The organism is Streptomyces kebangsaanensis (genome assembly GCF_001906585.1).
Classification (GTDB): Bacteria; Actinomycetota; Actinomycetes; order Streptomycetales; family Streptomycetaceae; genus Streptomyces; species Streptomyces kebangsaanensis.
In genome coordinates this window covers 19,761-31,259 of sequence record NZ_JUJA01000137.1, presented here as the reverse complement: position 1 = coordinate 31,259, position 11,499 = coordinate 19,761, and the positions used below count along the sequence as shown (strand labels likewise).

General features: G+C 73.6%; 12 protein-coding genes, 1 tRNA gene and 2 pseudogenes. 12 read left to right on the top strand and 3 right to left on the bottom strand.

All coding sequences use genetic code 11. The annotated features are described in order from the left end of the window. From RH94_RS43960 to RH94_RS19915, 12 genes and pseudogenes are all read left to right on the top strand, one after another. A pseudogene (locus tag RH94_RS43960) lies at window positions 1-476 on the top strand (hypothetical protein); the annotation flags it as partial. Between the two features lie 480 nt (window positions 477-956). Beyond that, a complete protein-coding gene (locus RH94_RS19965) occupies window positions 957-2,804 on the top strand; it encodes a sensor histidine kinase (RefSeq protein ID WP_073948889.1) in 1,848 nt (615 codons plus the stop codon). 80 nt (window positions 2,805-2,884) lie between these two features. Continuing rightward, complete coding sequence (locus tag RH94_RS19960) at window positions 2,885-3,319, top strand: roadblock/LC7 domain-containing protein (protein ID WP_073948888.1); 435 nt, start codon at window positions 2,885-2,887, stop codon at window positions 3,317-3,319. Next, complete coding sequence (locus RH94_RS19955; RefSeq protein WP_073948887.1) at window positions 3,316-3,693, top strand: DUF742 domain-containing protein; 378 nt, start codon at window positions 3,316-3,318, stop codon at window positions 3,691-3,693. The genes RH94_RS19960 and RH94_RS19955 overlap by 4 nt, the downstream gene beginning before the upstream one ends. After that, window positions 3,671-4,342 (top strand): GTP-binding protein, encoded by a 672-nt coding sequence (locus RH94_RS19950; protein ID WP_073948886.1) that lies wholly within the window; start codon window positions 3,671-3,673, stop codon window positions 4,340-4,342. Before RH94_RS19955 ends, RH94_RS19950 begins: the two co-directional genes overlap by 23 nt. Then, window positions 4,339-4,938 (top strand): GAF domain-containing protein, encoded by a 600-nt coding sequence (locus RH94_RS19945; RefSeq protein ID WP_073948885.1) that lies wholly within the window; start codon window positions 4,339-4,341, stop codon window positions 4,936-4,938. The genes RH94_RS19950 and RH94_RS19945 overlap by 4 nt, the downstream gene beginning before the upstream one ends. A gap of 175 nt (window positions 4,939-5,113) precedes the next feature. Continuing rightward, window positions 5,114-6,142 carry an L-threonine 3-dehydrogenase gene (gene tdh, locus RH94_RS19940; RefSeq protein ID WP_073948884.1) on the top strand — a complete coding sequence of 343 codons (1,029 nt, stop codon included), beginning with the start codon at window positions 5,114-5,116 and terminating at the stop codon, window positions 6,140-6,142. Between the two features lie 35 nt (window positions 6,143-6,177). Beyond that, window positions 6,178-7,377, top strand: a complete 1,200-nt coding sequence (locus RH94_RS19935; RefSeq protein WP_073948883.1) for a glycine C-acetyltransferase — start codon at window positions 6,178-6,180, stop codon at window positions 7,375-7,377. Window positions 7,378-7,421: 44 nt separating this feature from the next. Further along, window positions 7,422-8,324: a LysR family transcriptional regulator gene (locus tag RH94_RS19930; protein ID WP_073948882.1), complete on the top strand. Its 903-nt coding sequence runs from the start codon at window positions 7,422-7,424 to the stop codon at window positions 8,322-8,324. 51 nt (window positions 8,325-8,375) lie between these two features. Next, a complete protein-coding gene (locus tag RH94_RS19925; protein WP_073948881.1) occupies window positions 8,376-8,735 on the top strand; it encodes an MmcQ/YjbR family DNA-binding protein in 360 nt (119 codons plus the stop codon). Between the two features lie 127 nt (window positions 8,736-8,862). After that, window positions 8,863-8,936 (top strand) — tRNA-Pro (locus RH94_RS19920). 107 nt (window positions 8,937-9,043) lie between these two features. Beyond that, entirely contained in the window at window positions 9,044-9,553 is a 510-nt protein-coding gene (locus RH94_RS19915; protein ID WP_073948880.1) for a nucleoside deaminase, read from the top strand. A gap of 24 nt (window positions 9,554-9,577) precedes the next feature. Here the strand turns inward: RH94_RS19915 and RH94_RS19910 are convergent, their stop codons facing one another. From RH94_RS19910 to RH94_RS43955, 3 genes and pseudogenes are all read right to left on the bottom strand, one after another. Next, on the bottom strand, window positions 9,578-10,102 hold the full coding sequence (locus tag RH94_RS19910) for an NUDIX hydrolase family protein (protein ID WP_073948879.1): 525 nt from the start codon (window positions 10,100-10,102) through the stop codon (window positions 9,578-9,580). Between the two features lie 34 nt (window positions 10,103-10,136). After that, window positions 10,137-11,327 carry an amidohydrolase family protein gene (locus RH94_RS19905; RefSeq protein ID WP_073948878.1) on the bottom strand — a complete coding sequence of 397 codons (1,191 nt, stop codon included), beginning with the start codon at window positions 11,325-11,327 and terminating at the stop codon, window positions 10,137-10,139. Further along, window positions 11,327-11,499 (bottom strand): annotated as a pseudogene (locus RH94_RS43955) (glutamine synthetase); the annotation flags it as partial. The pseudogene RH94_RS43955 and the gene RH94_RS19905, both read right to left, overlap by 1 nt.

Here is an 11,499-nt window from a genome sequence, read left to right as displayed (position 1 = left end):
CCGCCGTTCTCGCTCCAGCGGGGTGGTTCGGCTACGTCGTCTGGGTGGGAGTGAAGACGGGCGGCCCGTGGGGCTACTTCACCGTCCAGCGGCGGTTCGGCTCGACCTTCGACTTCGGTCACTACACCCTCCACATGTTCAAGCACCTGGTGCTCGCGAAGGCATCCCTGGGCCAGTACACGGCCGCGGCTGTCGCGATCGGCGCGGTCGCCCTGTTCATCCTGAGCGTGCTCGACCGGCAACCGCTCCCCCTTCTCGTGTACACCGCGACGCTGATGGTGATGGCTCTGGGCGGCGCTCACTTCTTCACCAGCAGGCCCCGCCTCCTCCTGCCCGCCTTCCCGCTGCTGCTCCCCGTGGCGCTCACGCTCTCCCGGGCCCGCCTTCGCACCGTGGCCGTCCTCATGCCGGCCCTCGCGGCGTACTCCCTCGTGTTCGGGATCTACCTCACCATCGTGGCGAAGAGCCCGCCCTGACAGGGCTGTCGAAGGCCGGTTCCCGTGAGGGGCGCTGCCCGACCGCAGGGGCGCAGGCCGATACGGCGGGTGACGGTGCGAAGGGCGCCGGAGAGAGCGGCAGCAGTCCCGAGATCGTCGCGGCGGGCCGAGGCCGGGCGGACGGGGGGCGTACGGCGGGGCCGGGGAGCGGAGGGCATCTCGGCCCCGCCGTCCGTTCGTGACAGGTTCTGAGCAGGGAGGATCGATCCCTTTCGGATCAGTGGTGCAGGTCGGTGCGGGGGCTCGGACTGTCGTACGGGCCCTCATACCAGAGCGGGACGATCGCCGGGGGATTTCGTCAACTGCCCACCGCACGTGATGTACCCGTGACTACTGTGAGTGTCCGCCGGGCGACGTGGGGCCGCATGCGCGTCTCTGCCGACCGGTACAGCGATGGCGCACGCCCGCTCGTGCCCCATGCACGAGCACACAGGCCCGACGGACCAGTACGAGGAACAGATGTCTCACCTCCGCGCACCGGTCGCCCGCGCAGACCGCCGTGAGGGCGGACGGCACGGGCGGCCGGTCGCCCGCACCGCCCCCTCGCTGCCCGAGATGCCCATACGGCACCAGCTGCTGCGCCTGGCGGTGCTGCCGCCGACCGCGGTCGCCCTCGGCGCCGGCGCCGCCGTGCTCTTCACCGTGCGCTCCACCGGGGCGCGCCCCGGGTTCACCCTGTGGGGCGTGCTCGCCGGTGCGTTCTGCGTGACGCTCGCGGGCATCGCGACCGCCGCCGTCGCCGCCGGCCGGGCCGCCCGCTCCGTCCACGACCGGATCGACGCGCTGCGCCGCGCCACCGCGCGCCGCGAGGCCGACCTGCACGCCCTCGTCGACGCGCTGCGCCGCGGCGAGAGCCCGGACCGGCGCAAGCCGCGCGGCGGACCGCCGGACGACGCCGACGAGTTCGAACTGCTCGCCGCCGACCTGGCCCGCGTCCACGACGGTGCCGTCGCCGCCGTCGTCCAGGCCACCCAGCTGTCCAGCCAGGCCGGCAGCGAGCAGAAACTCGAGGTCTTCGTCAACCTCGCCCGGCGCCTGCAGTCCCTGGTGCACCGCGAGATCTCCCTCCTCGACGAGCTGGAGAACGAGATCGAGGACCCCGACCTGCTCAAGGGCCTCTTCCACGTCGACCACCTCGCCACCCGGATCCGCCGCCACGCCGAGAACCTCGCCGTCCTCGGCGGCGCCGTCTCCCGCCGGCAGTGGAGCAACCCCGTGTCCATGACCGAGGTGCTGCGCTCGGCCGTCGCCGAGGTCGAGCAGTACTCGCGCGTGAGGCTCGTCCCGCCGGTCGACGGCCGGCTGCGCGGCCACGCCGTCGCGGACGTCGTCCACCTGCTGGCCGAACTCGTCGAGAACGCCACGGTGTTCTCCGCGCCGCACACCCAGGTCCTGCTGCGCGCCAACCTCGTCACCTCCGGGCTCGCCGTGGAGGTCGAGGACCGGGGTCTGGGCATGCCGGTCGGCGAGCAGGTCAGGATGAACGCCCTGCTGACCGACCCCGACCAGGTCAACGTCGCCGGCCTGCTCACCGACGGCCGCATCGGACTGTTCGTGGTCTCCCAGCTCGCCAAGCGGCACGGCATCACCGTCCGGCTGCAGACCAACATCTACGGCGGCGTCCAGGCCGTCCTCGTCGTACCGCAGTCCCTGCTGGGGACCACCGCGCCGGACACCTCCGCGCCGGGCGCCCCCGCACCGCCCGTCCCCGCTGCCACGCCTCCGCTCCCGCTCCACCGGGCCCCGGCGGCGATGCCGCTCCCCGCAACAGGTGTGAATCCGGCCGAAGCCGACGTGCCGTCAGCTCCACCCGTGCCCGTTCCGCACACCACCGATGACGGCCCGGCCCCCCTGCCCCGCCGAGGGACGGGCGAGCCGCGGGCCAATCCCGCCGAGGCCGTGCCGGGGATCCGGGCCGCGGACCGGGCCGCCATGGCCGCGGGCGACGGTGCGCCGCCCGTTCCGCGGGTGGGCGCGGTGCGGGAGACCATGGGCAGGCCGCAGCTGCCCCGGCGGCGCGCCCAGGAGCACATCGTGCCGCAGCTGCGCGGTGGCCCGGTGCCGCGCCAGGACCCCGGGCACATGGCCGGCCACGACCCCGGGCTGATGGCCGCCTTCCAGCGCGGCATCGGGCTCGCCGAGGCCCAGCAGCACCGAGAACCGGCCGCCGAGGCCCAGCCGCACCGGGAACCGGCCGCCGAGGCCCAGCCGCACCGGGAACCGGCCGCCGAGGCCCAGCAGCACCAGGAGCCGGCCACCGAGGCACGGCCCGCAGCCCGGTACGACGGGAGCGCCCCAGCCGGATGACCGGTCCGCCGTCCGACCTCACCCCGATCCCCGCCCCCCGCGCCTACGCGGACCTTCGTACCCCAAGGAGTCGATCCACCATGGCGAGCGACGCGCCGACCGGCCAGGTCTCCGACCTCGACTGGCTGATGAGCGGCCTCGTGCAGCGCGTACCGCACACCCACAGCGCGGTCCTGCTGTCCTGCGACGGGCTGGTGAAGTCCGTCCACGGCCTCGACCACGACAGCGCCGACCACATGGCCGCCCTGGCCTCCGGCCTGTACTCCCTCGGCCGCAGCGCCGGCGTCCGCTTCGGCGACGGCGGCGACGTACGGCAGGTCGTCGTCGAACTCGACTCGACCCTGCTGTTCGTCACCACCGCCGGTTCCGGCACCTGCCTCGCCGTGCTCGCCGGACGCGAGGCCGACGCGGCGGTCCTGGGCTACGAGATGGCGATGCTGGTCAAGAGCGTCCGCCCCTACCTCGTCACCGCCCCCCGGCGGCATTCCGCCGAACCCCCGGCGCTGCGGCCTTGAGCGCGGCGGCGATCGGCGACGAGCCCTGGCTCGACGACGCGGCCGGACGGCTGGTGCGCCCCTTCACGGTCAGCAACGGCCGCACCCGGCCCAGCATCGCGCTCGACCTGATGTCGCAGGTGATGGCCACCGGGGTGACGCCGCTGGGCTGTCTCGGCCCCGAACACGGCCAGGCGCTCGACCTGTGCCGCGGCCCCGTCCCGGTCGCCGAGGTCGCCGCCCATCTGAAGCTGCCGGCCGCGGTGACCAAGGTGCTGCTGTCCGACCTCGTCGACTGCGGGGCGCTCACCACCAAGCCCCCCGCGTACCACCAACACCCCACCGACCGGGCCCTTCTGGAGGCAGTGCTCGATGGACTACGACGACAGCTCTGAGTACGACGGCGGCCGGGGCGGCGGCCGGGACGGTGGCCGGGGCGGCTCCGATCCCTTCCCCACCGCGCTGAAGATCCTGGTGGCGGGCGGGTTCGGGGTCGGCAAGACGACCTTCGTCGGCGCGGTCAGCGAGATCGCCCCGCTCAGCACGGAGGAGCTGCTCACCACGGTCGGCGCGGCCACGGACAACCTCGACGGCATCGAGAACAAGGTCGAGACCACCGTGGCGATGGACTTCGGCCGCATCACCCTTGACCCGCGGCACGTGCTCTACCTGTTCGGCACGCCCGGACAGGAGCGGTTCTGGTTCATGTGGGACGAGTTGTGCGAGGGCGCCCTGGGCGCGGTGATCCTCGCCGACACGCGCCGCCTGCGGGAGTGCTTCGCGGCCGTCGACTTCTTCGAACAACGCGGCCTCGCCTTCATCGTCGCCGTCAACGAGTTCGACGGCGCCCACCGCTACGACCCCGAGGAGGTGCGGGCCGCCCTCGACCTCGCCCCGAAGGTCCCCGTCGTCCCCTGCGACGCCCGTATCTCCAGCTCGGGCGTCCAGACGCTGCTCGCCCTGGTACGGCACCTCCTCGCCCACGCACACCCGCCACGGAGCCCGCACATGACGTACGCCGACAGCGACGGAGCCCGGCCGTGAGCTACGACCCGCCGCGCCCGACCGGGCGCCTGCTGCTGACCCCCGAGGACAGGGACGCCCCCGCCCGCACCCGGCGACTGCGCGGGCTGGGCCTGGGAGAGCGTCCCGAGCCCGCCCTGGACGCCTTCGCCGACCGGCTCGCCGCGCTCACCCGGGCGCCGTACGCGATGGTCAACTTCCTCGACGAGCACGGGCAGTTCTTCGCCGGGCTGCACCGGCCCGAGCGCGACGTCCTGACCGTCGACACCGACCCCGGCACCGGCGGCGACGGCGACGGCGACGGAACCCGGCGCGAGGTGGGCCGCCGCCTCGCCCGCGACCACGGCTTCTGCCCGCATGTCGTGGTGCGGCGCAAGGCGCTGGTGCTGGAGGACGTCTGCGACTACCCGCGCTTCGCGGGCAACCCGGTCGTCGACGAGTTCGGCATCCGCTCCTACCTCGGCGCCCCGCTCATCGACAGCACGCGGACGGTGCTGGGCACGGTGTGCGTCGTCGACCTCGAGCCGCGGCCGTGGGGCCGGGAGGGACTGCGCACCATCAAGGCGGCCGCGGCGGAACTCGCCCCCCGGCTGGAGGGGAACGGCTTCCCGCGCTGAGCGCCGGACGGCGGGCTGCGGAGACGGCGTGAAGCGGAACTGTGGCCCCGCTTAAGAAATCCTCGATGGACCCCGGCGCCGCCGTACGGCAGATTGCTGTGCGATTCCACTTTCCCCGGACGCGGGCCCCTTCGGCATGCCCGGCCCCGGGGCCCGATCCACAGGAGCCGTTGCGTTGAAGGCGCTGGTCAAACAGAAGGCGGAACCCGGGCTGTGGCTCGCGGACGTCCCCGAGCCCGCCGTCGGACCCGGTGACGTACTGATCAAGGTCCTGCGGACCGGCATCTGCGGTACCGACCTGCACATCCGGGCCTGGGACGGCTGGGCGCGACAGACGATCCGCACCCCGCTCGTGGTCGGGCACGAGTTCGTCGGCGAGGTCGTCGAGACCGGCCGGGACGTCACCGACATCAAGCCCGGCGACCGGGTCAGCGGCGAGGGCCACCTGGTGTGCGGAAAGTGCCGCAACTGCCTGGCCGGGCGCCGCCACCTGTGCCGGGCCACGGTCGGGCTGGGCGTGGGCCGCGACGGCGCGTTCGCCGAGTACGTCGCGCTGCCCGCCGCCAACGTCTGGGTGCACCGCGTCCCCGTCGACCTCGACATCGCCGCGATCTTCGACCCGTTCGGCAACGCCGTGCACACCGCGCTGTCGTTCCCGCTGGTCGGCGAGGACGTGCTGATCACCGGCGCGGGCCCGATCGGCCTGATGGCGGCGGCCGTCGCGCGGCACGCGGGCGCGCGCAACGTCGTCATCACCGACGTGAGCGGGGAACGGCTGGAACTGGCCCGCAAGATCGGTGTGAGCCTCGCGCTCGACGTCGCCGCGGCGACCATCGCCGAGGGCCAGCGCACGCTCGGCCTGCGCGAGGGCTTCGACGTCGGCCTGGAGATGTCCGGCCGCCCCGAGGCCATGCGCGACATGATCGCCAACATGACGCACGGCGGCCGGATCGCCATGCTCGGCCTGCCGTCCGAGGAGTTCCCCGTCGACTGGGCCCGGATCGTCACCTCGATGATCACCATCAAGGGCATCTACGGCCGTGAGATGTTCGAGACCTGGTACGCGATGTCGGTGCTGCTGGAGGGCGGCCTCGACCTCGCTCCCGTGATCACCGGCCGGTACGCCTACGGCGACTTCGAGGCGGCCTTCGCCGACGCCGCGAGCGGCAGGGGCGGCAAGATCATCCTCGACTGGACCGCGTGACCCGCCCTCAGCGCAAGCACCCTAGGAGCTTTCCCATGTTCGACTCCGTGCGCGACGACCTGCGCGCCACCCTCGACGAGATCCGCGCCGCCGGTCTGCACAAGCCCGAGCGCGTCATCGGCACCCCGCAGTCCGCGACCGTCGAGGTCACCGCCGGCGGACGCCCCGGCGAGGTCCTCAACTTCTGCGCCAACAACTACCTCGGCCTCGCCGACCACCCCGAGGTGATCGCCGCCGCCCACCAGGCCCTGGACCGCTGGGGCTACGGCATGGCCTCCGTGCGCTTCATCTGCGGCACGCAGGAGGTGCACAAGGAGCTCGAGGCCCGGCTGTCGGCGTTCCTCGGCCAGGAGGACACGATCCTGTACTCCTCCTGCTTCGACGCCAACGGCGGCGTGTTCGAGACCCTGCTCGGCCCGGAGGACGCCGTCGTCTCCGACGCCCTCAACCACGCCTCCATCATCGACGGCATCCGCCTGTCCAAGGCCCGCCGCTTCCGCTACGCCAACCGCGATCTGGCGGACCTGGAGCGGCAGCTGAAGGAGGCCACCGAGGGCGGGGCGCGCCGGAAGCTGATCGTCACCGACGGCGTGTTCTCGATGGACGGCTACGTCGCCCCGCTGCGCGAGATCTGCGACCTCGCCGACCGCTACGACGCGATGGTGATGGTCGACGACTCGCACGCCGTCGGCTTCGTCGGCCCCGGCGGCCGCGGCACCCCCGAACTGCACGGCGTCATGGACCGCGTGGACATCATCACCGGCACCCTCGGCAAGGCGCTCGGCGGCGCCTCCGGCGGCTACGTCGCCGCCCGCGCCGAGATCGTCGCCCTGCTGCGCCAGCGCTCCCGGCCGTACCTGTTCTCCAACACCCTCGCCCCGGTGATCGCGGCGGCCTCCCTGAAGGTGCTCGACCTGCTGGAGACGGCCGACGACCTGCGGGTCCGGCTCGCCGAGAACACCGCGCTGTTCCGTTCCCGGATGACCGAGGAGGGCTTCGACATCCTCCCCGGCGACCACGCCATCGCACCGGTGATGATCGGCGACGCGGCCGAGGCGGGCCGGATGGCGGAGCTGCTGCTGGAGCGCGGCGTGTACGTGATCGGCTTCTCCTACCCCGTCGTGCCCCAGGGGCAGGCACGCATCCGCGTGCAGCTGTCCGCCGCGCACTCCACCGACGACGTGAACCGCGCGGTGGACGCGTTCGTCGCGGCGCGCGCGGAGCTGGAGGGCTGAGCCGGAGGCCGGCCCCTGCCGCGCATGTGGCGATAATTGTTCGCATGATCGAGGCGCGGCGGCTGCACATCCTCCGAGCGGTGGCCGACCACCGTACGGTGACGGCTGCCGCCGCCGCGCTCTACCTCACGCCCTCCGCCGTCTCGCAGCAGCTCACGGCGCTGGAGCAGGAGACCGGCCACCGGCTGGTCGAGCGGGGCGCCAAGGGCGTACGGCTCACCCCGGCCGGCGAGATCCTGCTCAGCCACACCAACGCGGTCCTCGCCCAGCTGGAGCGGGCGGAGGCCGAACTCGCCGCGTACGGCTCCGGCGAGGCCGGCACCGTCACCGTGGCCGCCTTCGCCACCGGCATCGCCCAGGTCGTCGCGCCCGCGGTGGCCCGGCTGGCCGGTACGGCGCCCGGCATCCGCATCCGCGTCCGGGACGCGGAGGGCGACGCCAGCCTGCCGATGGTGCTGGACCGGCAGGTCGACGTGGCGGTCGCCGTCGAGTACCGGGGCGCGCCGCCCGCCGACGACCCCCGGCTGACCCCCGTACCGCTGTACGCCGAGCCGTTCGACGCGGTGGTCCCGGTCACCCACCGCCTGGCCGGCGCCGCCGAAGTGCCCCTGGCCGAGCTGGCCAAGGACCCCTGGATCGGCCCCTACCCCGGCAACCCCTGCCACGACGTGGTCGTCCTGGCCTGCGAGAACGCCGGATTCCATCCCCTTCTGGAACACTCCTCCGACGACTTCCGCGCCGTCGTGGCCCTCGCCTCGGCCGACGCGGGAGTGGCCCTGGTCCCGCGCTCCGCCCTGCGCGGCATGGACCTCACGGGCGTGGTCGTACGCCCCGTCGTCGGCGCGGCACCCACCCGCCGGGTCTTCGCGGCGGTGCGCCGGGGAGCGGAGGGACACCCGCTGATCCGCCCGGTGCTCCAGGCCCTGGAGCAGGCGGCGCAGGCGTAGCCCCGGCGCTTGCCGGGGCGACTGTCAGTGGCACGGGCTAGCGTGCCTCGCATGCCGGATGCCGAAGACGTACGCCGTATCGCCCTGTCCCTGCCGGACACCACGGAGAAGACCGCCTGGAGCATGCCCACGTTCCGGGTCGCGGGGAAGATGTTCGCCACGCTGCCGGAGGACGAGACCTCCACCGCCGTGCGCTGCCCCAGGGAGGAGCGCGACGAACTGGTCCTGGCCGAGCCGGAGAAGTTCTGGATCGCCGGCCACGAGGCGCAGTTCGCCTGGGTCCGGGTCCGGCTCGCCGCGCTGGACGACGAGGACGAGCTGCGCGACATCCTCGCCGACTCCTGGCGCCAGGCGGCTCCGCCGGGACTGCTGGAGGCCCATCCCGGGCTGGGCCTGCCCGCCGCGCGGTGAGATCCCCGTCGGCACGACGGGCCCCGCCGCACCGACGGCCCCGTAAAGTGATGCGCGACCACCGACCCGAGTGCGGTATTGTTTCCCTGCACGTTCGGCCGGGGGAAACCCCAGGTCAGACGGGCAACGGGACGTGGCGCAGCTTGGTAGCGCACTTGACTGGGGGTCAAGGGGTCGCAGGTTCAAATCCTGTCGTCCCGACTTGCGAAGGGGCAGGTCGAGGGTCGTATCGGAGTGGTCCGGTACGGCCCTTTCGGTTTCCCCGCCCACGCGTTCCCCGCCCACGTGCCTCGCGCGAAGGAGAGAGCATGGCCCCCGTCGAGCTGGACGCCGCCGAACTGCGGCACCTGGAGCGCGCCGTCGAACTGGCGGCCGAGGCCCTGCGGGCCGGGGACGAGCCGTTCGGTTCGGTCCTGGTCGCCGCCGACGGGAAGGTGCTGGCGGAGGAGCGCAACCGGGTGCACAGCCTCGGCGACCACACCCGGCATCCGGAGTTCGAGCTGGCCCGCTGGGCCACCGCCCACCTCGCCGAGCGGGAACGGGCGGAGGCCACCGTCTTCACCTCGGGGGAGCACTGCCCCATGTGCGCGGCCGCCCACGGCTGGGCCGGTCTCGGCCGGATCGTCTACGCCCACTCGTCCGCCCAGCTGACCGACTGGCTGGCCGAGCTGGACGTGCCGCCGCCCCCGGTGCGCTGCCTGGCGATCCAGGACGTGGTGCCCGGCCTGACGGTACAGGGCCCCGTTCCGGCTCTGGCCGACCGCATGCGGGAGCTGCACCGCGGCTTCCGCACGGCGGCCCGCCGAGCCCACTCCTGACCGTACTTCGGCGGCCGTGGTCGGCTACACGTAACCCACGTGCGCCAGTGCCTGCTTGAGCAGGACCCCGTGGCCGCCCGGCATCTCGCTCTGCAACGCTTCGGAAACCGCCTCCTGAGGACTGAACCAGACCAGGTCCAGGGCGTCCTGACGGGGACGGCAGTCGCCGCTGACCGGGACGATGTAGGCCAGCGACACGGCGTGCTGGCGCGGGTCGTGGTACGGCGTGATGCCGGCCGTGGGGAAGTACTCGGCCACGGTGAAGGGCTGCAGGGAGGCCGGCACGCGGGGCAGCGCCACCGGGCCGAGGTCCTTCTCCAGGTGGCGCAGCAGGGCGTCCCGCACGCGCTCGTGGTGCAGCACCCGGCCGGAGACAAGGGTCCGGCTGACCGTTCCGTCCGGGCCGATGCGCAGCAGCAGGCCGATGCTGGTCACTTCACCGCTGTCGTCGACGCGCACCGGCACCGCCTCGACGTACAGGATCGGCATGCGGGCGCGCGCCGACTCCAGTTCGTCGGTGGTCAGCCAACCGGGCGTGGTCTCGGTCATGTCAGACATTGTTTGATCATACTTTCACTGGTTCTCAACCGGGAAGATCCGCAAGGCCGGGGAGCCCCGCGAGGCCGTAGACCCGCCGGGCGTTGTCCCGCCCCGTCCAGCGGGCGATCCGCACCGCGTCCGCCGGGCTGAGCTCGTCGGCGTCCACCCGTTCCCGCAGCAGCCCGGCCAGGCCCTGCCGGAAGGCCACCGCGCCCAGGTGGTGGAACTCGGCCACACCGTAGGCGTCGGAGCTGTACAGCAGCTTGCGGAACGGTGTGATCTCCAGGGCCTCGGCCAGCACGGCCCGGGCCCGGGCCGGGCCGACGTAGTGCAGCGCCAGCCCGACGTCGAGGTACACCCGCTCGAACACGGTGGCCAGGTAGGCGGCCTGGCGCTGGTAGGGCCAGCAGTGCAGCAGCAGGACCGGGATCGTGCCCGCGGTCAGGCGCAGCCAGTCGGTCAGGCGGGCGGGGTCCGCGCGGTGCAGCCGGATGTCGCTGTCGCCGAACCCGGTGTGCAGTTGCAGGGGCAGGCCGAGGTCGACGGCCGTCCACAGCAGGTGCCGTACGAGGACCGGGTCGTCGAGGCGGTGCGGCGCGCGGGCGAGCCACCCCGCCGCCGCCCGCGCGACCTCCTCCGCCGAGGGGCGCGCCGGGTCCAGGTCGAAGCCGGTGCGGTAGGCGGCCACCGACTTCACCGCCACCACGCCCGGCCGCCGTACGGCCTCCCGCACGGCCGCGCGGAGGACGGCGCCGTACTCGCCGGGCTCGACGCCCTGCGCCGCCACGGCCTCCGCGACGGCCTCCAGCCGTACGACCTCGTACGCCACCGCGTCACCGCCCGCCGCCTCCACCATCTCCGCCGGGGTGGTGGTGCCGTGGCCGGGCGCGTAGCCGGTGTCGACGCAGTACGCGGCCGTGCCGGCGGCGGTGAGGAAGCGCCGGTTGACCTCCGCCGCGCCCAGCTCCGCCCGCCGGGCCAGGTACGCGTCGGCGGGCGCGTGCCGCGGCAGGTCCAGGACCGGGGCGCAGTGGCGGCGCACGGCCACCCCGACGGGGCTGTCGAACGGCGAGATCCCGCTGCCGGGCCACACCGCGCCCTCGGTGATCAGGGACTCGAATCCCGTCCGGTCCAGGCCGGCGGTGACGACCCCGTGGCAGTGGTGGTCCACCAGCGGCAGCGCGGCCAGCACCTCGTGCACCGGCCCCGCGGCACCGGCCGGCCCGCCGTCCATCAGTACCTCCAGCGGTAGGCCGCCGCCACCTGTTCGTCGTCCAGCCCGTCGACCGCCGCGACCTCGCCCTGCCGTACGGCGACCACCGCGTCCGCGAGGACCGGCCCGAGGGCGGCGCGCACCACCTCGTCCCCGCGGAACTCGGCGACGGCCTCCGCCAGCGAGACCGGCA